Source organism: Chryseobacterium ginsenosidimutans, assembly GCF_024807225.1.
Lineage (GTDB): Bacteria > Bacteroidota > Bacteroidia > Flavobacteriales > Weeksellaceae > Chryseobacterium > Chryseobacterium ginsenosidimutans.
Genome location: NZ_JANUCO010000001.1, coordinates 3,197,536 through 3,224,369, shown reverse-complemented (window position 1 = coordinate 3,224,369; position 26,834 = coordinate 3,197,536). Strand labels below are relative to the sequence as shown.

17 protein-coding genes are annotated in these 26,834 nt (G+C 35.8%); all 17 read left to right on the top strand.

The annotated features are described in order from the left end of the window. The first annotated feature begins 167 nt into the window (after positions 1 to 167). The 17 genes from J3D55_RS15130 (at position 168) to J3D55_RS15055 (ending at position 26,759) form a co-directional block, all read left to right on the top strand. Positions 168 to 1,547 (top strand): rhamnogalacturonidase, encoded by a 1,380-nt coding sequence (locus tag J3D55_RS15130; protein ID WP_259132332.1) that lies wholly within the window; start codon positions 168 to 170, stop codon positions 1,545 to 1,547. Beyond that, positions 1,547 to 4,402 carry a glycoside hydrolase family 2 protein gene (locus J3D55_RS15125; protein WP_259132331.1) on the top strand — a complete coding sequence of 952 codons (2,856 nt, stop codon included), beginning with the start codon at positions 1,547 to 1,549 and terminating at the stop codon, positions 4,400 to 4,402. Before J3D55_RS15130 ends, J3D55_RS15125 begins: the two co-directional genes overlap by 1 nt. Positions 4,403 to 4,404: 2 nt before the next feature. After that, the gene (locus tag J3D55_RS15120; protein WP_259132330.1) at positions 4,405 to 5,727 is read left to right on the top strand and encodes a rhamnogalacturonan acetylesterase; all 1,323 of its coding nucleotides are present in this window, start codon (positions 4,405 to 4,407) and stop codon (positions 5,725 to 5,727) included. Between the two features lie 194 nt (positions 5,728 to 5,921). Continuing rightward, entirely contained in the window at positions 5,922 to 7,862 is a 1,941-nt protein-coding gene (locus J3D55_RS15115) for a glycosyl hydrolase (RefSeq protein WP_259132329.1), read from the top strand. A gap of 175 nt (positions 7,863 to 8,037) precedes the next feature. Then, a complete protein-coding gene (locus J3D55_RS15110; RefSeq protein ID WP_259132328.1) occupies positions 8,038 to 8,700 on the top strand; it encodes a glycosylhydrolase-like jelly roll fold domain-containing protein in 663 nt (220 codons plus the stop codon). Positions 8,701 to 8,861: 161 nt separating this feature from the next. Further along, positions 8,862 to 9,659, top strand: coding sequence for a DUF4350 domain-containing protein (locus tag J3D55_RS15105; RefSeq protein ID WP_259132327.1), 798 nt, complete (start codon positions 8,862 to 8,864; stop codon positions 9,657 to 9,659). Positions 9,660 to 9,958: 299 nt separating this feature from the next. Next, positions 9,959 to 11,839: a rhamnogalacturonan lyase gene (locus tag J3D55_RS15100; protein ID WP_259132326.1), complete on the top strand. Its 1,881-nt coding sequence runs from the start codon at positions 9,959 to 9,961 to the stop codon at positions 11,837 to 11,839. An 8-nt stretch (positions 11,840 to 11,847) separates the two neighbouring features. Continuing rightward, positions 11,848 to 12,624, top strand: a complete 777-nt coding sequence (locus tag J3D55_RS15095; RefSeq protein ID WP_259132325.1) for a rhamnogalacturonan acetylesterase — start codon at positions 11,848 to 11,850, stop codon at positions 12,622 to 12,624. 12 nt (positions 12,625 to 12,636) lie between these two features. Then, positions 12,637 to 13,686: a glycoside hydrolase family 88/105 protein gene (locus J3D55_RS15090; RefSeq protein ID WP_259132324.1), complete on the top strand. Its 1,050-nt coding sequence runs from the start codon at positions 12,637 to 12,639 to the stop codon at positions 13,684 to 13,686. An 859-nt stretch (positions 13,687 to 14,545) separates the two neighbouring features. Continuing rightward, positions 14,546 to 15,448 carry an L-rhamnose/proton symporter RhaT gene (locus J3D55_RS15085; RefSeq protein ID WP_310467104.1) on the top strand — a complete coding sequence of 301 codons (903 nt, stop codon included), beginning with the start codon at positions 14,546 to 14,548 and terminating at the stop codon, positions 15,446 to 15,448. Then, positions 15,435 to 15,635: an L-rhamnose/proton symporter RhaT gene (locus tag J3D55_RS22360; protein WP_310467102.1), complete on the top strand. Its 201-nt coding sequence runs from the start codon at positions 15,435 to 15,437 to the stop codon at positions 15,633 to 15,635. Before J3D55_RS15085 ends, J3D55_RS22360 begins: the two co-directional genes overlap by 14 nt. Positions 15,636 to 15,981: 346 nt before the next feature. Then, a complete protein-coding gene (locus J3D55_RS15080; protein WP_259132323.1) occupies positions 15,982 to 16,803 on the top strand; it encodes a TonB-dependent receptor plug domain-containing protein in 822 nt (273 codons plus the stop codon). Then, complete coding sequence (locus tag J3D55_RS15075) at positions 16,751 to 19,027, top strand: SusC/RagA family TonB-linked outer membrane protein (RefSeq protein WP_259132322.1); 2,277 nt, start codon at positions 16,751 to 16,753, stop codon at positions 19,025 to 19,027. The genes J3D55_RS15080 and J3D55_RS15075 overlap by 53 nt, the downstream gene beginning before the upstream one ends. 10 nt (positions 19,028 to 19,037) lie before the next feature. After that, positions 19,038 to 21,095: a RagB/SusD family nutrient uptake outer membrane protein gene (locus J3D55_RS15070; protein ID WP_259132321.1), complete on the top strand. Its 2,058-nt coding sequence runs from the start codon at positions 19,038 to 19,040 to the stop codon at positions 21,093 to 21,095. A gap of 312 nt (positions 21,096 to 21,407) precedes the next feature. Continuing rightward, a complete protein-coding gene (locus tag J3D55_RS15065) occupies positions 21,408 to 23,510 on the top strand; it encodes a bifunctional aldolase/short-chain dehydrogenase (RefSeq protein ID WP_259132320.1) in 2,103 nt (700 codons plus the stop codon). 222 nt (positions 23,511 to 23,732) lie between these two features. Next, a complete protein-coding gene (locus tag J3D55_RS15060) occupies positions 23,733 to 25,013 on the top strand; it encodes a sugar isomerase (protein ID WP_259132319.1) in 1,281 nt (426 codons plus the stop codon). Between the two features lie 357 nt (positions 25,014 to 25,370). Then, the gene (locus J3D55_RS15055; protein ID WP_259132318.1) at positions 25,371 to 26,759 is read left to right on the top strand and encodes an FGGY-family carbohydrate kinase; all 1,389 of its coding nucleotides are present in this window, start codon (positions 25,371 to 25,373) and stop codon (positions 26,757 to 26,759) included. Positions 26,760 to 26,834 lie beyond the last annotated feature (75 nt).

Genomic DNA, 26,834 nt, shown 5'->3' with positions numbered 1-26,834 from the left:
TCTGTTTTCTTTAACAAAGATAAAAAAGTTTTGGGTGGGAATGCGGGATTAAAATTGTGTTCTTCACCTAACATGAAAGAGCAGGATGCTACAAGCACCCAAAATGTATATTTTTATTTTTGTTAATTAGTTTAATTAAATAAATTCAGGATTTACTGAAAATAATTATGAAATTTCAAAATACATCAAACTTTATATTATCTCTTTTCGCACTTTTTATATTTTCATCAAATGTGAAAAGTCAGGATTTATTCCCTGATGGAACTAAAATTCCCGAATGGTTTAAAAATAATAAACCTACGGACATCAACAAATTAGGAAAGAAATATATTCTTACGGATTTTGGAGTTAAAAATGACAGTACGATTCTTCAGACGAAAGAAGTTCAGGCGATTATTGATAACGCAGCTAAAAATGGGGGAGGTGTTATCATCGTTCCAAAAGGGACATTCCTGATAAGTTCTATTTTCTTTAAACAAGGAACCCATTTACATTTAGAAAAAGGAGCGGTTTTAAAAGGAAGCGATGATATTAATGATTTTCCGGTGGTCACAACAAGAATGGAAGGACAAACGGTAAAATATTTTCCGGCGCTTGTAAATGCTGATGGATTGGATGGTTTTACGATTTCAGGAAAAGGAACGCTTAACGGAAATGGTTTACGTTTCTGGAAATCATTCTGGAAAAGACGCGAGTGGAATCCCAAATGCACCAATATGGACGAAATGAGACCGAGAATTATTTATATTTCAAATTCTAAAAATGTTCAGATTGAAGATATTACCGTAAAAAATTCACCTTTCTGGAGTACTCATTATTATAAAAGTCAATTCGTAAAATTGTTGAATTTAACAATTTTAGCTCCGAAAGAACCGGTAAAAGCGCCAAGTACAGATGCAATCGACATCGATGCTTGTTCTAATTTCTTGGTTAAAAACTGTTATTTATCAGTAAACGACGACGCAATTGCATTAAAAGGTGGAAAAGGTCCGAAAGCCGATAAAGCCCCTGAAAATGGAGAAAACAGAAACATCATCATCGAAAATAACACTTTCGGATTCTGTCATTCTGCATTGACTTGCGGTAGCGAATCGATTCACAATTACAATATCATTTTCAGAAACTCAACAGTGAATGAGGCTTCAAGATTATTACACTTGAAAATGCGTCCCGATACACCACAACATTATGAGTATATCACATTAGATAATATCAAAGGAAACGTAAAAACTTTCTTATTTGTAAAAGGCTGGAGTCAGTTTTTTGATTTGAAAGGAGAAGAAGCACCGAAAAAGAGATTAGCAAATAATATCGTCTTAAAAAATATCGACATCAGTTGTGAAACGGCTTTTGATATTGAAAAATCTGACTTGTACGAGTTGAAAGATTTCACCTTTGAAAACTTAAAGATTAAAGCATTAAAACCTAAAGAGGAAAACTTAGATGCGATTCAAAATTTGAAAAAAATTAAAGTAAATGTTACCCAAGTCGCTTCTTTAGGTCAATCATACGACAAAAAAGACGATTCTGACGAAGGCAAAAAATAATGAATTATTCTTCCAAAATATTCGTTCTATTATGTTTATGCTCACAATTATGGCATTCTCAAAGCAAGGAAATCCGATTCCTGAGCGGGAAAGATTCTGAGCATACAAAAGAATGGGATTTTTGGATTAATGGAGGGAGAAAATCCGGAAGTTGGAACAAAATTCAGGTTCCTTCGCAATGGGAACAGCAGGGATTTGGTTCATATAATTACGGAAGAGATTATGTGACGTATGGCAAGAATTTCAAATTTAATGATGAGGTAGGTCTTTACAAGCATAAATTTCTTATTCCAAATTCATGGAAAGGAAAATCAATTAACATCGTTTTCGAAGGTTCGATGACCGACACCGAAGTAAAAATCAATGGAAAATTGGCAGGCGAAATTCATCAAGGCGCTTTTTATGAATTTAAATATGATATTTCCGATAAATTAATCTTTGGAAAAGAAAATATTCTTGAGGTTAAAGTTTCAAAAATGTCCGCCGACAAATCAGTGAACAATGCAGAACGACTTGCGGATTACTGGATTTTGGGAGGGATTTTCAGACCTGTTTATTTGGAAGCTAATTCAAAAGAAAACATCTCATCGACATCAATTGATGCAAAAGCCGATGGAACTTTTCGGTCAAATATTTATTTAAAAGGAATTGAATCAGTCAATAATTTAAAAGTAGAGTTATTTGATGCTAAAAATATTCTCGTCGGCGAATCTCAGATTAATATTCAAAAAGGAGATACTTTAAAACAAATACAATTCTCCATTAAAAATCCGAAACTCTGGACAGCCGAAACTCCGAATTTATACAAAGCAAAATTCAGTGTAAAGAAAAACAAAAAAGAGATCGATCAAACCGAAGAAAAATTCGGTTTCCGAACGATTGAAATCCGAAAAGGTGACGGAATTTACATCAACGGAACGAAAATCAAAATGAAAGGCATCAACCGACACGTTTGGTGGCCGGAAACGGGGAGAGCTGTCAATAAAAACATCGATTTGATGGATGTTCAGCTCATCAAAGAAATGAATATGAATGCCGTTCGTTGTTCTCATTATCCACCGAATAAATCGTTTTTACAGATTTGCGATTCGTTGGGATTGTATGTTTTGGATGAATTGGCGGGTTGGCAAAAAAAATACAGTACGGAAGTTGGTAAAAAGCTTGTCAGAGAAATGGTTACAAGAGATGCCAATCATCCGTCAATCATTTTTTGGAGCAACGGAAACGAAGGCGGACATAATTTTGATATGGATGCAGAATTCGCGAAATATGACTTGTCAAATCGACCTGTAATTCACGCGCATCACAAGCCGGGAAATGCTTTCAACGGAATTGATTGCAATCATTACGAAGATTATTACAGCACACAAAAAATCCTCGAAGGAGAAAATATTTATATGCCGACCGAGTTTTTGCACGCGCAAGATGATGGTGGCGGCGGAACTTCTCTAGCCGATTATTGGGAACTCCACTGGAATTCCAAAAAAGGAGCGGGAGGTTTTCTTTGGGCGTTTGCGGATGAAGGTTTAGTGAGAACCGATTTTAACAATCAGATCGATGTAAATGCCATCAATGCTCCGGATGGAGTTGTTGGTCCGCATCGTGAAAAAGAGGGTAGTTTTTATGCGATCCGCGAAATTTACAGTCCGGTAAAAGTTAATTTAAAAACGCTTCCGAATGATTTTAATGGAACGATTCCTGTAGAAAATCGATATCATTTTACCAATTTAAAGGATTGTCAATTTGAATGGAAATTGGTGAAATTTAAAACATCATTTTCTTCCGAATCAGGATTTGATATTATTCAAAAAGGAAAAGCAGCATCTCCGAATATTCAACCGATTGAAAAGGGAAATATTAATTTGAATCTTCCATCAAACTGGAAAGAAAGTGAAGCATTAATGCTAACTGCAACCGATTCGTTAGGAAAGGAAATCTATACATGGACTTGGAAAATTTCTTCCAATGATGAAATTTCAAAACAGTTTCAGAAAACTTTAACCAAAGAATTTCCGGTTTCTGTTACGGAAAATGATTCATTATTTATTTTAAAGTCAGATGAAAAAGAATTTTCATTTGGGAAAAAAGATGGCTTATTAAAGTCAGTCATTTTAGATAAAAAAGGTAAGAAAATGACTTTCCGCAACGGACCTGTTTTCGTAAACGGAAAAGCAGAATTATCTTCTATTAAATCTTTAGCAGAAGGGAAAAATCAACTCATAGAAGTTTCATACAAAGACGGAAAAAAAGCTGTCTGGAAATTGAATCCCAATGGAATTTTAGAACTCGATTATGAATATTCTCTTTCGGGAGACTATCAGTTTGCAGGCGTAAGTTTTGATTATCCTGAAAATTATGTGATTAACGCAAAATGGCTGGGAAAAGGACCTTATCACGTTTGGAAAAACCGTTTACAGGGACAAACTCATAACGTTTGGCAGAATTTGAAAAACTCAACCAGAACGGGTTCTTCACCTTGGATTTATCCTGAATTTAAAGGTTATTTCGATGATATTTCTTGGTTGCAACTCAATACAGCAGAAGGCAAAATTACGATTGGAACAAAAGAAGAAAAGATGTTTGTAAGACTTTTTGACTTTTACGGAATTTATGGAGCGGAAGGTTATCCGAAATTACCGAGCGGAAATGTTTCATTTTTGGATGCCATTCCGCCTTTGGGAACTGTTTTAGCTTTTAACATTAACGATAAAACCGAATCTTTAGGAAAGGAAAGCGAGCTGAATCATCTTAATGGAAGCTTTAAAAGAACGCTGTATTTCTATTTCGGATTGCCGGACTTGGGCAATGAAAAGACACAGTTTACAATGCCGAAAGAAAATATTTTAACGGATTAATTATGAAAAAGAGAATAGGATTTTTAATGCTTTTTATTTGTTCGTTGATGTTTGCTCAACAAACGACTTTCAAGTTTGATTTTGGAGGAAGCAGAACAGAGAAGGGGTTTATTCCTGTCACTTCAACTTCGAAATTTGATAAAAAAATCGGTTACGGATTTATGGATATTTCCGGTTTAAAATCTGTTGACAATGGAGGAAATGCTTTGACGGGAGATTATATTACAAGCGACAAACCTTTCTATTTTTCGGTGGCAATTCCTGAAGGAAATTATGATATTAAACTAAGTTTAGGCGATACAAAAGGAACTTCGGAAACAACGGTTCGTGTAGAAAATCGCCGTCTGATGTTGGATGATGTGAAAACAAAAGAAGGCGAAATTGTCGAAAAAACAATAACCGTTCATGTTAAAGACAGTATCATTCGCAATCAAAACGGAGAGAAAATCGGGATTGTAAAATTAAAACCGAGAGAAACAAAATATTTACACTGGGATAATTTATTGACGATTGAATTTAATGATAAAGCTCCAAAAGTTTGTGCTTTAACCATTCAACCCAATAAAACAGCAAAAACAATTTATATTACAGGAGATTCCACCGTTGTTGATGCGCAGTACGAACCATGGGCTTCTTGGGGACAGATGTTGCCGTATTTTTTCGTTCCGAAAGAAGTCGTGATTGCTAATTATGCCGAAAGCGGAGAAACGTTGAAAGCCTTTGAAGACCGCCACCGAATTGATAAGATTTGGAATAAGATAAAACCAGGAGATTATCTGTTCATCCAATTTGGGCACAATGACCAGAAATATGGAAACAGTAATAAGTCCGGTTATAGAAAAAGATTAACAGAATGGATACAGAAAGCCAAACAATTAGGAGCAATTCCTGTTTTGGTTACTTCGATGAACCGACATGTTTTCGATGAACATAATAAAATTGTCAATACTTTGGATGATTTTCCTGATGCGATGCGAGAAATTGCAAAGGAAGAGAAAGTTGATTTAATCGATTTAAATGCGATGAGCAAAACGCTGTTTGAAGCAATGGGACCGGAAAATTCTAAGAAAGCATTTGTGTATTATCCCGCAAATTCTTATCCCAACCAACCGAATGCTTTGGCGGATGATACCCATTTTAATACGTATGGAGCTTATGAATTGGCAAAATGTGTCGTGAAAAGTATCGTAGATCAAAAGTTGCCTTTGAGTAAATTTGTTTCAAAGAATTATAAAAGTTTTGATCCAAATAAACCTGATGCAGTTGAAAAATTTCATTGGCCGGAAAGTATTTTTATGGAATCTTTAAAACCTGATGGAAATTGAAAATTCAGAATTTTGTAGTTTAACACTTTAAAACACTTAAGTTTTTAAAGTTTAAATGATTGAAAATAAAAAAGTTCACTTTAATAGAAAATCAAAGAGTTTCAAAAACTTAAGTGTTCTTCTGAAAAGTTTAGTAGTTAACTTCAATTAGACTTAAGTGTAAAATCTTTTGTGGTTAAATTAAATAAGTAAAAATGAAAATTAAAAATATAGTCAGTCTCAGTCTCATCTGTTTTGCCTTCGGAAATCTTTCTGCACAAAATCCTTGGCCAAAAACTACAGAAACCGCAAAACCATGGACGCGTTGGTGGTGGATGGGAAATGCTGTTGACGAAAAAGGATTGGATAAACAATTGATAACACTTAATAAAGCAGGTTTTGGTGGAGTAGAAATCGTCCCCATTTACGGCGCAAAAGGATTTGAAAATAAATACATACAATATCTTTCTCCCGAATGGATGAAAATGCTTCAATTCACTACGAATAAAGCAAAAACTCTGAATATGGGTGTTGATATGGCGGTCGGAACAGGTTGGCCAATCGGTGGTCCACAAGTTGATGAACAGGATGCTGCTACAAAAATGATTGTCCAGACGTACATAATTTCATCAGGTGAAAAATTTTTAGAAAAAATTGTTTTGAATGATGAAAAACAGAAAGATTTAAAGACCACAAAATTAGATATTGTAACGGCTTACAATGACAAAAATGAAGCCGTTGTTTTAACCGATAAAGTGTCGAACGACGGTTCTCTCAACTGGAAACCGGATTCAGGAAAGTGGACGATTTACGCAGTTTTTACAGGTAAAACTTTACAAAAGGTAAAACGTGCCGCTCCGGGTGGAGAAGGGTATACTTTAGATCATTTTTCGCCTGTCGCTATTGTTGATTATTTTAAAACTTTCGATAAGGCTTTTGGAAATTCGAATTATGGAGTCCGTTCTTTTTTTAATGATAGTTACGAAGTTTACAATGCCGATTGGACTCCTGATTTTAAAGATGAATTTAAGAAAAGAAGAGGGTACGATGTAAGTCCGTACATCAAATATCTTGTCGGTAAAGAAGAAAATGAAATCGCAGGAAGAATAAAATCAGACTACAGAGAAACGCTTAATGAACTGATTTTACACAATTTTACGGATAATTTCACAAAATGGGCGCATTCTAAAAAGTCAAAAAATACAAATCAGGCACACGGTTCACCCGGAAATTTGCTGGATTTATATGCTGCAGTTGATATTCCTGAATCTGAAACTTTCGGAAGTACCGTTTTTGATATTCCGGGTTTGAGAAGAGATAGCGCAGATGTACAGAAATCCGACATTCCGGATATTAATATGCTGAAATTTGCGTCATCGGCTGCAAATGTTACAGGCAAAAAACTGATCTCCAACGAGACTTTTACATGGTTGACTGAACATTTTAAAACCTCTTGGTCGCAAGCAAAACCCGAAGTGGAACAGGTTTTTTTATCGGGAATCAATCACGTTTTTTATCACGGAACGACTTATACGCCGACTGATGTTCCTTTTCCGGGATGGTTGTTTTATGCTTCGACGAATTTTGTTCCCGAAAATAGTCTTTGGCCACATTTGATGGGATTAAATTCCTATGTTGAACGCACGCAAAGTGTTTTACAGAGCGGAAAATCTGATAACGAAGTCTTGATGTATTGGCCAATTTACGATCAATGGTCAAGTCCGAAAGGGAAAGATGTTGCCTTTAAAGTTCATAATATTGAAAAATGGCTGCAACCGACTCCGTTTTATGGTGATTTAGTGAAATTGGGCAAACTGGGATATTCTCTGGACATGGTTTCCGACAAAATGATTGGTGAAGCGAAATCTGAAAATCAGAAAATCCAGACAAAAAATAATGAAGCTTCTTATCAGGTTTTAATTATTCCTGAATTGACGTATTTACCGGAAACGACTTTGAATAATATGCTGGAATTAGCTCAAAATGGCGCTTCAATTATTTTTCAAAACGAACCAAAAGATATTCCCGGAAACTTTGAAATTGAAAAAAGAAGAACTCAGTTAAAATCTTTATGGAATAAAATTCCGTTTCAAAATCAGGGTGACAATATAAAAATTGCAACATACGGAAAAGGCAAAATTGTTTTGAGTTTCTGATGTTGCGAAAGGTTTAGAATATTTAAAAATCGAAAGAGAAAAGTTAACCGACACCGGATTAAAATTTGTCAGAAGACAGTTTGACGGTGGAAAATATTATTACATTGTTAATCACACTTCAAAGGAAATCAATCAGTTCGTTCCGATTAATTATACCGGAAAGCAAACAACGATAATGAATCCTGGAAATGGAGATTTTGGAGTTGCGCAGACGCAAAATAATTCCGTAAGAATTCAATTAAAGTCAGGAGAATCATTAATTTTAAAAACCTCTGAAACTGTTGATAATTCGATCGCAAAATGGAAATATCTTGAGAAAACAGAATCTCCAATCGTTTTAGATCAATCTTGGCAATTAAGTTTCAAAGAAGGCGGTCCGGAATTTCCAAAATCCAGAAATTTAAAGAAACTAGAACCTTGGACGAATTTTTCACAAGATTCTGCAACGCAAAGCTTTTCAGGTACAGGAGTTTACACAACAACTTTAAATTTGAAAAAGAAAAATGCAGACGATTATCTTTTAAAATTTGATAAATTGTACGAAAGTGCAAAAGTGATTGTCAACGGTCAGGAAGCCGGAATTGTCTGGAGCATTCCTTTTGAAATCAACATCGGGAAATATCTTAAAAAAGGTAAAAATACCATTCAGATTGAAGTTTGTAACTTAATGGCAAACAGAATTCGATACATGGATCAGAATAAAATAACGTGGCGAAATTACAACGAAATCAATTTCGTAAACATCGATTATAAAGCTTTTGATGCTTCCAATTGGAAAGTTCAGCCTTCCGGTTTGGATGGAGAAATTCAATTAATTCCGTTATATTACTCAAAATAAGTTTTATTATTATCAAATTAAAAAACTTTGTTTTCTTTGTTAAGTGAAATCGCAGATTCGATGGAGTCAAACGCCTTTGTGTAACTTAAAATATTTGCGAACTTTGCGTTCAATAATAATTAAAAAGAAAACAGGTTCAATTAAATATTAAAATAAAAAATATGAAACAAAACATAATAAAAACATTCGCATTAGGAGCTGTGTTGACATTTGGTTTTTCCAATGCTCAAAACAAACCGAAAGTCGTGTTGGATAACTTTTTCAATAACGAAAAAAAGGCAGACAAAGAAACTGGAGAAGTAAAATCATGGCATTACACTTGGGAAGATACGACCAGCGGCGGATTTTCTTTGTTGGGAGAAATGTTCACAAAACAGGGCGCAACAATCAGTTCTCTTAAAAATGCTCCGACCAAAAAAGATTTAAAAAACACCAATATTTACATCATCGTAGATCCGGATATCGATAAAGAAGCTTTTGGAGGGAAGGCAAATTTGATCGATCCTGCAACCATCAAAAATTTGACAGAATGGGTTAAAAAAGGTGGTGTTTTGGTCTTATTGAGCAACGATCACGGAAATTCGGAATTCGAACATTTCAACAAATTGGCAGGAGAATTCGGAATCCATTTTAACGACGACAGTTATAACCGAGTTCAGGGAAGAGAGTTCGAGCAAGGCGCAGTGAACGTCCCTGCAGGAAACGAAATTTTCTCCGCACAAAAATTATACATGAAAGAAGTGAGCTCGATCGATGTAAAATCACCCGCAAAAGCGATTTTGTCGGCAGAAGGCAAAAGCATTGCTGCCATTGCAAAATTCGGGAAAGGGAAGGTTTTCGCGTTGGGAGATCCATGGTGCTACAACGAATACACCGATGGCAAAAAATTAACTCCAGATTTTACCAATTATCAGGGAGCAGAAGAATTGGTGAAATGGTTGTTGAAACAAAGTAAATAAAATAAATAATTGAATCTGCGCAATCGATTGAATTATTAGAATAAATTTTATTTAGGCAGCTTAATCCGCCCTCCGTTCCCGCTTTTTTGCCTCCGCTGCGCTGCGGCAAAAAGAGCTCCACTCAGGTCGGGCTGCGAGAGATTCAACGGAAAAAATCCTTGTCAAGGGTCAAAAACGTTGACAAGGATTGAACATCAATAGAAACGGGCATGTTATCCTGAGCTTGTCGAAGGAAGCCCGTTTACAAATTAAAGTGAAAAAATTGGCTTCAGCCAAAACTTTAAAATAATACTGGAATTATGAACATAAAATTTAATTTCATCTTAGCTTCAGTTCTTTTCTCACAGGTACTCTCCGCGCAAAGACAAATGGAATACCTGAAAAGAGGAATCGTTGCTACACCCGCAGAATCTGGAGTTTTTGTGAGCTGGAGATTACTCGGAACAGAGCCTCAAAACACGCAGTTTGATCTCTATCGGGTTGAAAATAATAAGAGCAAAAAACTCAATGAAAAGCCATTGCTCAACGAAACCAACTTTTTAGATAAAACAGCCGACAAAGCAAAGAATTACACCTATTTCGTGAAATCCAACACTTCGGATAAAACAATAGATGACGATTCTGCGAAATATGTGGCTAATCAAAAACCTTATTTTTCAATTCCCTTGAAAACTCCGGCTGGTTACACGCCAAACGATGTTTCTGTTGCAGATCTCGACGGAGATGGCGAGTATGAAATCATCCTTCATCAAACCGGACAATCCCGCGACAACAGTCAGAAAGGGATTACGGATGAGCCGATTATTCAGGCTTATAAAATGAATGGGAAATTCTTATGGGAAATCAATTTAGGGAAAAACATAAGAGAAGGAGCGCATTATACACAGTTTTTGGTATACGATTTAGACCAAGACGGTAAAGCCGAAATCGTGATGAAAACCGCAGACGGAAGCAAAGATGCGAAAGGTAAATTCATCGGAGATCCTACAAAAAATTACGTTAACGAAAACGGATTTATCCTTTCCGGCCCAGAATATCTGACGGTTTTTAATGGCGAAACAGGTGAGGAAATTAATACGGTAAATTATCAGGTTCCAAGATTTGCAGGGAGTTTAAATCCAACCGATGAACAAATGACCGAAACTTGGGGCGACGCAAAAGGAAATCGTATAGACCGATTTTTGGGTGCGGTAGCTTATTTAGATGGTAAACATCCGAGTTTTGTAATGTCGAGAGGGTATTACACAAGAACAGCGATTGCAGCTTGGGATTATAAAGATAAAAAGCTTAGTTTGAGATGGTTGTTTGATACCGAAAGTTCAGAAGAAAATAAAAAATATCGCGGACAGGGAAATCATAATTTAAGCATTGCAGATGTCGATAACGACGGAAAAGACGAAATAATCTATGGCGCAATGACGGTCGACGACAACGGAAAAGTATTGAACAGTACAGGTTACGGTCACGGCGATGCTTTACATGTCGGAGATTTAGACCCATCAAATCCAGGATTGGAAATTTTTGATATTCAGGAGAGGTTTGATGATGCAGGTGCCCATTTCAGAGATGGAAAAACAGGTAAGGTTTTATGGAAATTACCTTCTTTAGTGTATAGTGAAAAAAGCAAATTCCAAGGTCCGGGAAGAGGATTATCATTAAATATTGATCCTCGTTATGCAGGTTCCGAATGTTGGGCTGCAGGAGCAGGAGTGAAAGGACTTTACGATGCCAAAGGAAACAAAATTAGCGAAAAAAATCCGTCTGTTAATATGGGAATTTATTGGGATGGAGATTTTTTAAGCGAAATTTTAGACGGAACTTCCATATCAAAATGGGATTGGAAAAATGAGAAATCGAATCTTATTTTTGATGCTAAAGATTTTCAATGTGAATCAAACAACGGAACCAAGAAAAATCCTTCTTTAGTTGCCGATTTATTTGGAGATTGGCGTGAAGAATTAATTTGCAGAACTTCGGATAATCAGGAACTTCGAATTTTTACTTCAACAATTCCGACGAAGCACCGTTTGTATACTTTGATGCATAATCCGCAATATCGTTTGAGTATTGTTTGGCAAAATGTAGGGTACAATCAGCCTCCACACACCGATTATTATTTGGATGAATCGGTGAAAGAAATTCCAAAACCAAATATTTACACGATAACTCCCAAAAAGTAAATTATTTTATGAAAACCAAAATCATTCTTCCGCTTGTATTATTAGTTATATTTTTAGGAGCTTCATTTCAAAAACTTCAAAATAAACCGGTTCTGTACATTATTGGGGATTCCACAGTGCAAAACGGTTCAGGAAAAGGTTCTGATTCACTTTGGGGATGGGGAAGTTTTATAAATTTATATGTAAATACTGATAAAATTGAAATTCAGAATCACGCAAAAGGTGGCAGAAGCAGCCGAACATTTCTTACGGAAGGTCGTTGGGATTCAATTATGAAAACGATAAAAAAAGGCGATTATGTTTTAATGCAGTTTGGTCATAACGATGGCGGTGAATTGGCAGATACTTTACGGGCAAGAGGGACAATTAAAGGGATTGGAGATGAGTCGAAAGACATTTACAACCCGATCCGTAAAGTGAACGAAACCGTCTATACTTATGGATATTACATGAGGAAATATGCAAATGAAGCAAAATCTAAAGGCGCAATTCCTATTATCGTTTCTCCGATTCCCAGAAATGATTTTGATAAAAACGGGAAAATAGAAAAAGATAAATACGGCGTTTGGTCGCAAGAAGTAGCACAACAAACGGGAGCTTATTTTATTGATTTAAATGAAATGGTGATCGAAAAATATCAAAAAATGGGACAGGAAAAAGTGAAAGCTTTCTTCCCGAAAGATCATACTCATACGAACGAAGCAGGAGCAATCTTAAATGCAGAATTAGTAACGAAAGGGATTAAGAATTTAAAGAGCTGCGAACTGAAGAAATATATAAAATAAAAATAAAATATTATGAAAAAACTATTAACAGCAAGCTTTTTTGCACTGGTTATCGGAGGAATGACTTCGTGTTCGGTTCAGAAAAAATCTGTTGATCTTCCCAATAAAAAGGAAGTTTTAGAAGTTGCAGAAAGAGCCAACCAATATTTCATGAACAAATGGCCCGATACGGGAAAAGAAATTGTAGGTAAAAAAGTTTGGCCAAGCAATCTGTGGACACGTGCAGTGTATTATGAAGGATTAATGGCCTTATATAATGTAGATCCCAAAAAGGAATATTATGATTACGCCGTTTCATGGTCAGAAAAGCACAATTGGGACATGATGCGCGACACGTATACCCGAAATGCAGATAATCAGGCTTGTGGACAGACCTACTTGGATCTTTATCAAATCGATGGTAAAAAAAATCCGGAAAGAATAAAACTGGTAAAAGCTTCCATCGACAGTATGATGGCGACCAATAAAGTAGATGATTGGTGGTGGATCGATGCGCTACAAATGGGAATGCCTCTTTTTACCAAATTGGGTAAGGTTACAGGTGAACAAAAATATTTTGATAAAAATTACGAAATGTATGCCTTCACAAAATATAAGCACGGAGGAAACGGTCTTTACAATCCAAAAGATAAGCTTTGGTGGAGAGACAAAAGCTTTGTTCCGCCTTATAAAGAACCAAATGGTGAAGATTGCTACTGGAGTCGCGGAAACGGTTGGGTAGTTGCAGCTTTGGCGCGTACGTTGGAAGATACCCCAAAATCTGATCCTCATTATCAGGAATATTTACAGGATTACAAAGACTTGTTGTCGGCGTTGCTTCCGATTCAGAGAGAAGATGGTTTTTGGAACGCTAGTTTGCACGATCCTACCAATTTCGGAGGAAAAGAAATGACGGGAACTGCTTTATTTGTGTACGGAATGGCGTATGGAATCAACAAAGGTTTGATCGACAGAGATACTTATTTGCCGGTTGTTGTTAAAGCTTGGAATGCCATCGCAAAAGATTCTGTTCAGCCGAATGGATTTTTAGGCTGGGTTCAGGGAACAGGAAAAGAAACCTAAAGATGGTCAACCACTTTCTATAAGCAAAGAACCCGATTTTGAAGACTATGGCTTAGGTTGTCTATTGCTTGCAAGTAGCGAAGTTTATAAATTGAAATAACGTTTTTATTCCCACAGATTTTACAGATAATTGCGTATAATTTGGCAATTCAATAAAATATAGCATAAACATCTGTGCAAATCTGCGAAATCTGTGGGAAATCAATAGGTTCGGGTTTAGTCCGACTAATAAATAAAGTCTATTTATAAGGCTTTAGCCAATAAAAATTTGGTTAAAGCCTTATTTTTTTGCGTAAAGATTTATATAACTTAAGCGAATTTATTCACCTCATTTTTACTTAATAAACTTTTTATTTGAAGCTATTTGACTACGTCGAATTGTACTTTTATGATTATTTTTAGGAGCAATTTCCCGCTTTCCATTGCAATCTTTTTTTGCAAAAAAGGATTTTCATTGCAATCGGGGCTAGGATTTTTGTTGTTTTTTCAACACATGACAATCAATTCAACGCCTTATTTGTCATAGAAATCAGGAGGAAAACGTGGAAAATTATAACGTAAAATAATGATTTGGACTACGTTTATGCAATTCTAGGCAAAATTTAGAAGAAAAAAAGTAGAAACTAACCAAAATGAAAAGTCTAAATAAACTTGAAATTAAAATGAAGTAAATGGAAAATCTTTATGTTAAACTATTCTTTAATTATAGATTTCAATAAATTAAAGATTATTTAATAATTAAAGAAAAAACCTTAGTTTTATTGCTGAAAAGAAAGCAATAAAATCAATTGCATGACACTACAAGATGCGCAATCGGTTTCATATATCTAATTTTCAAATTCTAACCATAAGATAAATTATGAATGCATTATTAGGAATTTTTTTCCATTTCTTAGGAGGGTTTTCTTCAGGAAGTTTTTACTTACCATATAAAAAAGTAAAAGGATGGAACTGGGAAACGTATTGGTTAATAGGAGGAGTTGTCTCTTGGATCATTGTTCCGCCATTGGCAGCATTTCTTACCATTCCTAATTTTTGGGGAATCATTCAGAGTGAGAGTTCTTCTATATTAGGACTTACGTTTTTGTTCGGCGCTTTGTGGGGAATCGGTGGTTTTACTTATGGTTTAGGCGTTCGATATTTGGGAGTTGCGCTTGGGAGCAGCATTATTTTGGGACTTTGTATGGTGTTTGGCTCGCTCGTTCCATCAATTTATTATGAATTTTCTCCGCACACAGGAAAAGACAATATCGGTTTACTGATGTCTAATAAATGGGGGCAAATGGTTCTATTGGGACTTTTTGTCTGCGTCATAGGAATCGTCATCAGTGGAAAAGCAGGGATGATGAAGGAAAAAGAACTGAAAACAGATTCACTAGATCCTCATGGGACACAAGTAAAAACAGAATATAAATTTGGATTAGGATTAATTGTTTCCATCATATCGGGCGTTTTAAGTGCTTGTTTTAATTTTGGACTGGAAGCAGGAAAACCAATGGCAGATATAGCTAACGAAGCTTGGAAACTGGCAAATCCGGGACAGGGAGAATTCCTTTTTCAAAACAATGTAACCTATGTCGTTGTCCTTTGGGGCGGAATGGCAGTCAATCTGATCGGCTGTTTGTATTTAGCGATTAAAAATAAATCTTATACAGATTATACTAAGAAAAATGTACCTGTTGTAAAAAATCTCATCTTTTGCGCACTTGCCGGGACGATGTGGTTTCTACAGTTTCTTCTTCTATGGTATGGGAGAAAGTAAAATGGGGAACGGTGCAAGTTCGTGGATATTACACATGGCATTCATTATTTTAATTGCCAATTTATGGGGTGTTATCATCAAAGAATGGAAAGGAGTTTCGAAAAAAACGACTACTACCATTGCGATTGGAATGACCGTGATGTTTATTTCTATTTTAATTGTAGGATACGGAAATTCTTTGAAATAAATTTTTTCTGCAATATTTATAATTGATACTTTTTATTCTATTCATATAGTTCAGAGTTAGAATCTAGCTCTTTTAAGGCACTGATAAAGATCAGTGTCTTTTTTTTGGTGATTGCACGCATTTTTGTAAGTATAATTCACAATAAAAGATAAATCTAACTATGTGGAATTTTTATGAATTTTAAGTTTTTATCAATTTTTTATCATTAAAATGTTGTAATTTTTTATTTTTATATCAAATATTTATAAATTTTTAAGATGAATTAAGAATTTCATAATACAGGATAAGGCAGGATGCTAAAACTTTTCTAACAGTGTACTTTGGTAACATAAATAAAAATTAATATATGTCTTTAATAATTAAACACAAGGATATTAAGCGTATAGTGTTTCCGGCATTTATGCTTTCAACAAGTTTCCTTTGGGGGCAGAAGGCTGTAAAGGATACGGTAAAAAACACAAAAGATATTGAAGAAGTGGTTGTTATCGGTTACGGAACAGTAAAAAAATCAGATCTTACGGGATCTGTATCTTCAGTATCTGCAAAAGATTTAGCTGCAACACCGGCAATGAATGCTTTACAGGCATTACAAGGTAGAGCAGCCGGATTGAATATTGTCACGGGAGGTGGTGCACCGGGAGCGGGAGCCAATGTAACCATTCGTGGTGGTGCTTCTATCACTCAAGGTACAGATCCTTTATATATTGTAGATGGTTTCCAATTGGATAATGCTTTGAATATTATCAATCCTAATGATATTGAAAGTATTGATGTATTAAAAGGGGCTTCAGCCATCGCAATCTACGGTTCGCGTGGTTCTAACGGTATCATAATAGTTAAAACTAAAAGTGGTAAAAAGGGAAAGGTTACGGTTAATTATAACTCTTTTATGAGTTTTGATATGCTTTCCAAGAAACTGGATATGCTTTCCAATTCAGAAGATTATGTAAAATATCAATATGAATTAGCACAACTCGGAGGAAAAGCCGCACAGTGGAGCAATGTTTTCGATAATAGTTTGGGAACAGATTCACCGGGATTTTATACAGGAGTATATAACAGGATCAACAGTCGTTACGCATCTGCTCCTTCATTGGATTGGCAGGATAAGGTATTTGGCGGAAACCGGGTTGACTCAAAACCAAAACTTCAATATTTCTGCGGGTAGTGAGAAAACTCAGGTGTTTATCAGTTATAATTATAATAAACAACAAGGTATTCTTGCCAATCATGATGAAACCCGCAACTCTTTGCGTGCTAATATCAAATCCGAACTTTATAAAGGGGTAAGAGTAGATTTTGGTTCTATGTTTACTTCCAATTCTGTAAACGGAGGAGGATCATACGGTGGAATGAAGAAGGTGCTTCTACAGCCTATCAATGGTGGAACTAAATTTTCATTAGATCAGTTATACAATACACAAACTTTTGGTGATTTTTCTGGTTTCGATTCCAGTTATGATACAGAAAACCCTTATATAGAAAATAATGCTTCTACAGCTAATAAGCGTTCACGTTCATTTGTAGCCAATGTTGGTTTGGAGATTGATTTCCTGAAAGATTTCACATTCAGAACCGCGGGACAATATACTTGGAATAGCAGCAAATCTACTGCATTTTCTGATGAAAACTCCAAAGCATTCCTCACAGATCCTGTGAATACAGGAATCAATGGAAGTATAAGCAATGGTGAATCTTACAGCTATCAGATTACTAATACAGTAACTTATAATAAAACTCTTGCCGAAAAGCATAAACTTACTGTCCTTGCCGGTACGGAAGCAATATATGGAAAATCTGAAAGTAACACTATTTCATTAAGTAAATTCCCTCCATTTGTAAACTTTGGGCTGGATCAAATCGATAATGCTACAGTAAGAGATAAAAGTGTGGACAAACCAGCTCCGATAACTCTGCTTTCTTACTTTGGACGTGTAAACTATAATTACGATAACCGATATCTATTAACAGGTACAATACGTCGTGACGGATCTTCTAAGTTTTATCGTGATAACCAATATGGGACGTTTCTTTCTGGAGCTGCTGCATGGCGTGTTTCTCAGGAAGGATTCTGGAAAGACCATAAGATTAATAATATTATCAACGATTTTAAATTAAGGTTTGAATATGGGGAAACTGGAAACAACGATGTTCCAAGCAACTTGTGGAGAACCAATGTTATACTTACAGACTATCCTTTGGATAATACAATAGGTAACCCAGCTTATGTCACGAGCCCAACCTATGGTAATATCGATCTGCAATGGGAAGCCATGAAATCGACTAATATTGGGATAGATTTAGCATTTTTCAATAATAGAATAAAACTAACATCAGAATATTATAAAAATGATGTAACCAACATGATATTATTAACCATACTCCCAGCTCATACAGGTTATTCAAACCAATATCAGAATGTTGGAACTATGACTAATAAAGGATACGAATTCACACTTAACACAGTCAATTTAAAATCGGAGAAGTTCAGATGGACGACAGATGCTAATATTGGTTTTAATAAGTCTAAAGTGACTTCTCTTGATCAGGGAAGGGATTTCAGACAATTTACTGTAGGAAGTAACAGAGCTGGGCAGGTAACTTATTATGCCACGGTAGGGCAACAGTTGGGAGATATGTACGGATATGTTTATCAGGGAATTTATACGACTGATGATTTTACTCAGGCACCAAACGGAACATTGACGCTAAAACCTGGCGTTGTGAAACCTTCAACAGGAACTCCTAAACCTGGAGATATGAAATTTGCTGCAGATAACGAAGCTGGAGATCAGTTTACAAGAAAATTGGTAAAAATAGGAAATGGTACGCCAGATTTTATTGGGGGTATCAGTAATAATTTTTCTTATAAAGGTTTTGATTTGTCGGTATTTATGAAATTCAGCGTTGGAGGTGATATTTATAATGCAACTAAACAAAGTTTGAGTCCATATGCATTATACCAGAATGTCCCTACAGAATTTGGAAATAATTACTATCATTTGATTGATCCTAATACAGGACAAGCAACTAATAATTTAGTAAGATTAAAAGAGCTTAATCCTAATGAAGGTTCAAGTCTTTGGAGCTTAAGCAATACGAATACTGCCAACATTACTTATCCTTCTTCATATTATGTGGAAGATGGGTCTTATCTTAGAATTGCTCAGTTAACTCTTGGGTATAGTTTGAATAGAGAATTTCTAGAAAAAATTGCAGTAACTAATGCGCGTATTTATTTTACAGTTAATAACTTAGCTACGATTACTGGTTATTCTGGCTATGACCCAGAAGTAGCATCAGCAACGGGTGTTTCGATAACACCAGGATATGATAGCTCTGCCTATCCACGTTCAAGAAGTTATGTTCTTGGTATCAATTTAACTTTTTAATATTTAGATCATGAAAAATATAATTAAATCCACATTTATAAAAGGCTTAGTAGTAATTCCATCTTTTTTTATCGCCGCATTAAGTATTAATTCGTGTAGTGATGATTTTCTGAATCAGCCATCAACCAACACATCTGATACGGAATCGGTGTTTCAAAGTTTGGATACTGCAGACATTTATGTTCAAGGTTGTTACAGAGGGATAATTCCTACAGAGATGTATTATCAATTAGGAGCTGGTGATACGGTGGTTCACTCTGCGGAAGATGGTACAACAAATAATTCCAAATACAATATTTGTAATTATTTCTATGATGCAAAAACACCTTATACACTTACAGGGGTATATTCAGTAATGTACGCGTCTATTGAGAGAACTAATATTGCGATCAGCGGATTAAGTAAGATGGCGGAAAGTCCAAGACGTAATGCCTTATTAGCAGAAGTAAAAGCTCTTCGTGCATTTTGTTACTATAATTTGATCAGAGTTTATGGAGATGTTCCTGCAGTTTGGATCCCATTAGTAGAAGCAGATCCTAATGATCCTAATACTCTATATCCAAAACGTACTTCCCGTGATGTAATCTACGATCGTATCATCGCTGATATGCAGGGATCAATAAATGATTTGCCGACTACCGGAACAAGTGAGCGTTTGAAAAAATCGTCTGGTAATGCTTTGTTAGCCAGAATTGCTTTGTATGCAGCAGGGTATTCTCTAAGATGGGATCTTAACACAGGAGCTCCTGGTACAATGTCTCGTCGTCCTGACAATGCAAGAGTTCAGCAATTGTATCAAATTGCAGATGCAGCAGCAGCAGCTGTAATTACTGGTGGTACCAACAGTTTGGTACAGGCTCAAAGCGGTAAGAGTGGTTTTGAAGCTTTATGGTTCAATTTCTGCCAAAGAAAATTTGGAGTAAGCGATCCGGAAATGCTTTGGCATATCGCAGAATACGGACCTAATACAAACTCAGCTTTTGGGGTCTATGCGATGGAAGGCTCTCGTGGAGGAACTTATGGTTCACGTAAAGCATTACAGTTTATTTTACCAAGCTATTATCTGTCATTTAATCCTGGTGATACGCGTAGAGATGTTTCTTGTACTTCTTACAGTATTTATTTCTTAAATTCTGGGGCAGCAACAGACACTTGGGTGAATGTAGGAACTACCTACTCATGTATTTTACCAGGTAAATTCAGAATGGGATGGGGTGTTGCGCCACAGGCTGCAGATGCACGTAATCTAAACATTCCGATTATTAGATACGCAGATGTTTTATTAATGTATGCAGAAACTCAAAATTACCTAAACGGCGGACCTACTGCTCCGGGAATCGCCGCTTTAATGCAGGTGAGAAACCGTGCAGGAATAGGTTCAGTACCAGTTCCAGGCGGTCAACAAGCCTTCGAAAGTGCTATTGTTCAGGAGCGTAAATGGGAATTTGCAGGAGAATTTAATCTTCGTACCGATTTAATTCGTATGAATCGTATTGCTAGCGAAATTGATGCTACAAAACAAGCAATGAAAAATTTATCGAACAAAACTGGTCAATATGCTAATACACCTGCTTTACGTCTTTATAAATTTGAAAAGAATGCACAGGTTTATGGAGATCCATTCTTGGCACTTAAATATATTGAAATAACAAGCCCTGCAGAAATTGCAGTCGTTCAAAACGTTCCTACGGCTGCTGCAAATTTTGCGGCATATCAGACAGCTTTGGCAAGTATAGTTACAGCACACGGACAAACGATAGCTGCTGGTGACAAATGGTATCCTACGAAGATGTTTGAAGCGTATACCAGTACTTTTAACGGGAATGCAAGAAAAGCTGTAGGATTTGTAGGTGGATTTAATGCTATTCAGGTTGGGGCTATTATCTATACGAAACCAACAGGTTCTGCTGAAAACGGAGGAACTTATCCAAACTGGATCGAAGGCGGTGGAGATGGTCTTTTCTACGGATTTGTACCGAATAAAACAGAGTTGCTTCCTTTTGCATCAGCTTCTGCAGGTCATCCGTTGGTTGATAATCCGAATCTGTCTCAGCTTCCTGGATATTAATTAAATTAACACATAAAATTTATTATTAACCATTAAGAAAAATAAGGTTTAGTAAGCATTACGCTTAAAAAATGTCTCTGATGTTTTCCTTAATTTTTCTTAATGGTTAAATTTTATACGACCTTTTAATCACAAAATATTAATTAGAAATAACTCAACCAGATTCTTATAGATAAACTTTAAGGAAGAATTAAGGGACAAAGAATATAACGTTAATTTATCTTTAAAAGCAGTATTTACCAGTATAGTACGGGATGCTGTAAAAAATATAAGGCTCTAATTTTGGGTAGAAATTAGAAATATAAGTAAATAATGGAAAAAGTAAAAACATTCAAGTACGTAGACTATTTATGGGACGAAAATAAAGCGGCATCTTTAGGAGATGATCAGGTGGCTTTATTTTTATACAGATCAAACATTTTAGGAGCAGATTTAAGAATTACCAACTATGGAGGAGGTAATACCAGTTGCAAAACACTTGAAAAAGATCCATTAACCAACGAAGAAGTTGAAGTAATGTGGGTAAAAGGTTCAGGTGGCGACATCGGAACTTTAACGAGAAAAGGAATTGCCGGATTATATACAGAAAGATTAAGAAACTTAAAAAATGTTTACCAAGGTTTAGAAGATGAAGACAGAATGGTAGGCTTATTCAATCACTGTATTTTTGATTTGGATAGCAAAGCGCCTTCTATTGATACGCCTCTTCACGGTTTACTTCCATTCAAACATATCGATCACCTTCATCCGGATGCTTTAATTGCAGTAGCTGCAGCTAAAGACAGCGAAAAAATTACCAAAGAAATCTGGGGAGACACAATGGGTTGGGTTCCTTGGCAACGTCCTGGTTTTGATTTAGGATTACAGTTAGAAAAATGTTTAGCTGAAAACCCTGGAATCAGAGGAATCGTTTTAGGAAGCCACGGATTATTCACTTGGGGAGACACTTCTTATGAATCTTACATCAATAGTTTAGAAGTTATTGAAATGGCTTCTGAATATATCGCTAAAAAAATCGAAGAAAACGGACAGGTTTTTGGCGGACAAAAAGTAGAGTCTCTTCCAGCGGAAGAGCGTAAGAACAAAGCGGTTCAAATCATGCCATTGTTGAGAGGTTTAGCTTCATCTGAAAGCAGAATGGTGGGTCATTTCACAGACAGCGATGTTGTGTTAGAATACATCAACAGTAATGATTTGGAGCGTTTAGCGCCATTGGGAACTTCTTGCCCGGATCACTTTTTAAGAACGAAGATTCAGCCTTTAGTATTGACTTTAGATAAAAATGAAGATTTAAGTGATTCTAAAGCTATTTTAGATAAATTAAATCCTCTTTTCGAACAATACAGACAAGAATACAAAGAATACTACGAAACGTGTAAACATCCAAACAGTCCTGCAATGCGTGATCCGAATCCGGTGATCATCATTTATCCGGGAGTGGGGATGTTCAGTTTCTCAAAAGATAAGCAAACGACTCGTGTTGCCAACGAATTTTACGTCAATGCAATCAACGTAATGCGTGGAGCAGAAGCTATTTCTGAATACACATCATTACCAAGACAGGAAGCATTTGACATCGAATATTGGTTGCTTGAAGAAGCTAAGCTTCAGAGAATGCCGAAAGAAAAACCACTTTCAAGAAAAATCGCGATCGTAACCGGAGCAGGAGGTGGAATCGGACAGGCTATTGCTGATAAAATGGTTCAGGAAGGTGCCGTTGTTGTTTTCACAGATTTAAATCAGGAAGCTTTGGATGCTGTTACAGAAAAATACAGCAAAGATCAGGCGGTAGGTGTTCCGTGTGATGTAACCAATGAAGATGCGATTGCTAATGCTTTCAAAGAAACTATTTTAGCTTTTGGTGGAGTAGATATTTTGGTTCATTCTGCTGGTTTAGCGATCTCTAAATCGTTGGAAGACACAACAACAAAAGACTGGGAATTACTTGAAAACGTATTGGTAAAAGGTCAGTTCTTGATGGCGAAAAATGGAGTGGAAATCATGAAAAAGCAAGATTTAGGAGGAGATATCGTAAATATTGCAAGTAAAAATGGTTTAGTTGCCGGTCCAAATAACGTGGCGTACGGAACTGCAAAAGCGGCTCAACAACACATGACAAGATTATTGGCGGCAGAATTGGCTTCAGATAAAATCCGTGTGAATGTGGTAAATCCTGATGGAGTTATCGTAGGAAGCAAAATCTGGGAAGGAGCTTGGGCAGAAGGTCGTGCGAAAGCAAACGGAATTTCTGTTGAAGAACTCCCTGCATTTTACGCAAAAAGAAATTTATTAAACGAAATTATTCTTCCTGAAGACATTGCAAACGGCGTTTTCGCTTGTGTTGCTATTTTAGATAAAACAACAGGAAACATCATCAATGTAGATGGAGGAATGGCGAATGCTTTCCCGAGATAATTATTGATTAATATATTTTATTTGGGCAGCTTAATCCGCCCTCCGTTCCCGCTTTTTTGCTCGTCGTAACTCCTCACAAAAAGAGCTCCACTCAGGTCGGGCTGCGAGAGGGATTCGAAAGTAATTAAGGGTTCGAAATCAATATTTAATGCTAATTTTAATCAATCAATTCAACCTTGTCAAGATTCAAAATCTTGACAAGGTTAATTAAAAAATCAAATCATGATTATAGGAAAAGATATCATTGAACAATACAATAAAAGCGAAATTGAAAACTTTACTACAGATTTCGATTTCCTACAAAATAAATTAACAAAATCAGGAGCAAATGTTGCTGAGATTGTCAACAAAATTGCTGATTTTCAAGTGGCAATTCCAAGTTGGGCTTTAGGAGCTGGAGGAACTCGTTTCGGAAGATTTTCTTACGGTGGCGAACCTTCTTCTTTAGAACAAAAATTAGATGACGTTGGATTAATTCACGCTTTAACACATTCTGCAGGAGCTGTTTCGTTGCATATTCCATGGGATATTCCAAGTGATGTAGCGGCTATTAAAGAAAAAGCTGCTTCTCACGGACTTATTTTTGATGCGATGAATTCCAACACATTTCAGGATCAAGCCGGAGCAAAACATTCGTATAAATTCGGTTCTTTGAATGCTGTGAATGAGGATTCAAGAGCGTATGCCGTAGAACACAACAAAGAAGTGATCAGAATCGGAAAAGAATTAGGTTCAAAAAGCTTAACCGTTTGGTTGGCAGACGGCGCAAGTTTTCCGGGACAATTGAATTTCCAGACCGCTTTATCAAATACTGAAAAAAGTTTAAAAGAAATCTACGCAGGAATGCCTGAAGACTGGAAACTTTTCATCGAATATAAACCTTACGAACCAAACTTCTATTCAACAACAATTCAGGATTGGGGAACGTCGTTTATGTTGGCAAATGCTTGTGGTGAAAGAGCTTACACGTTGGTAGATTTGGGTCACCACTTGCCAAATACAAATATCGAACAGATCGTTGCAACCTTAATGTACAAAGGAAAATTAGGTGGTTTCCACTTCAACGACAGCAAATATGGAGATGATGACTTAACGGTTGGGTCTATCAAACCTTATGCTTTGTTCTTGATTTTCAACGAATTGGTGTATGGAATGGAAAATAATCCAAACAATCCTTATCCGGCTTGGATGATCGATGCAAGTCACAACATCAAAGATCCGTTGGAAGATTTATTACAGTCTTTGGAAGCTATTTTAATTGCGTATGCGACAGCACTTTTAGTTGATCAGAAAGCATTAAAAACAGCACAATTAAACAATGATGTCGTTGGTGCACAAGATATTTTGCAGAATGCTTACAGAACAGATGTTCGTCCGTTACTAAGAGCTGCAAGATTGCAGACAGGAGCGGCTTTAGATCCGATCGCGGCTTACAGAAACTTAAAGGTAAGAGAAAATTTAATTACCGAAAGAGGGTTAGAAACCAAAGCAACGGGATTATAAAATCCTGTTTTTAAAATTGATAATTTCAACTTTTGAGTGCAATCGAAAGTTTTTATTATATGTATCCTTATATTTTTATCATTAAGGTTGAAAGTGTTTAGATGAGTAGGGTTTTAGGCATTGCTGCTTTAAGAAATTAGTGGATTTTTTCTTATCGCATCTTACGATCTGAACACTCCTTAATGGTTTTAGTTAAATGAAATTTAATTATAAAACACGAATAAGCACAAATTCTTTACGCAAATTTCACGAATCATAATTTGTGTCATTAGTGAGAAAATATTTGTAATATTTGTGTTTAAAATAAAGAGAAAAAAATATTTCATTTCATCATATAAAAATTAATTCATTACAAGAATGTCCGAAAAAAAGAAGGTAACCATAGTATTTGATATTGGAAAAACCAATAAAAAATTCTTTTTATTTGATAAAAATTATCAAGAAATTGTTCGTGAATATACAGAATTACCGCTCACAATTGATGAAGATGGTTATCCTACAGAAGATCTTGCAGCCCTGCAAAACTGGATAAAAGATAATTTTAATGCCATTCTTGACAATGAAAAGTATGAAGTAAAAGCCATCAATTTTTCCACTTACGGAGCGAGTTTTGTGCATCTTGATCAGAAAGGAAATGTTCTGACACCATTGTACAATTACACCAAACCGATGGACGATGAAATTCTTGATTTATTCTACGAAAAACATGGCAGCAAACTGAAAATTGCCCGCGAAACAGCATCTCCTCAAGCAGGAATGTTGAATTCTGGATTACAATTATTTTGGTTAAAATACAAGCATCCTGAAATATTCAAAAAAATCCGTTACAGTCTTCATTTACCTCAGTATTTATCGTATTTGTTTACCGGAATTTGTGTGTCGGAATTTACTTCGATAGGCTGTCACACCAATTTGTGGGATTACGATAAAGCTGATTATCATGACTGGGTGTATGAAGAAGAAATAGATGCTTTATTGCCACCAATTGTACCGACTTCCGCGAGTATCAATACTTCTTACAGAAACAAAAAAATTAAAATAGGCGTTGGAATTCACGACAGTTCTTCAGCGCTATTGCCTTATATTTTAAGCAAAAAAGAACCGTTTTTACTGCTTTCAACAGGAACTTGGAGTATTTCTCTGAATCCATTTAATGATGAAAGTTTAACGGATGAAGATATAGAAAACAACTGTCTGAATTATATGCGAATCGATGGAAAACGTGTGAAAGCATCCCGTTTTTTCATGGGAAATGAATACAAAATTCAGGTCGAAAAACTGTGTGCTTATTACGGAAAAGAATATGGTTTCCACAGAGAAGTACAGTTTGATCAGGATTTGTATTTGCGTTTAATGAAAAATAAAAATATTTATTTCCGCTTTGAAGGGATTATTTTAAAAAGAAAAATGATCAGTGAAACAGACTTAAATTCATTCTCCACTTTCGAAGAAGCCTATCACCAATTGATGATCGAATTGATGGATTTACAGATTCATACCATCACAAACGCCATCGGTAATTCAGACATTGAAAACATTTACATTGACGGTGGATTCACCGATAATGATGTTTTTATGAAACTGATGTCTCACCATTTCCAGCATTATAATGTGATGTCTACACATTCTCCGCTGGGTTCTGCGTTGGGAGCTTCCATGGTGATTTCTAACAAGAAAATAGACGAAACTTTTTTACAGCAGCATTATCAGATGAAAGTGCTTCAACCTTTAATCCTTAATTTGTAATTAATTAGTTAATGAGTCGAAAGTTTTATTTCTAAAAACTAAACACCAATAACTAACAACAACCAACAACTATTT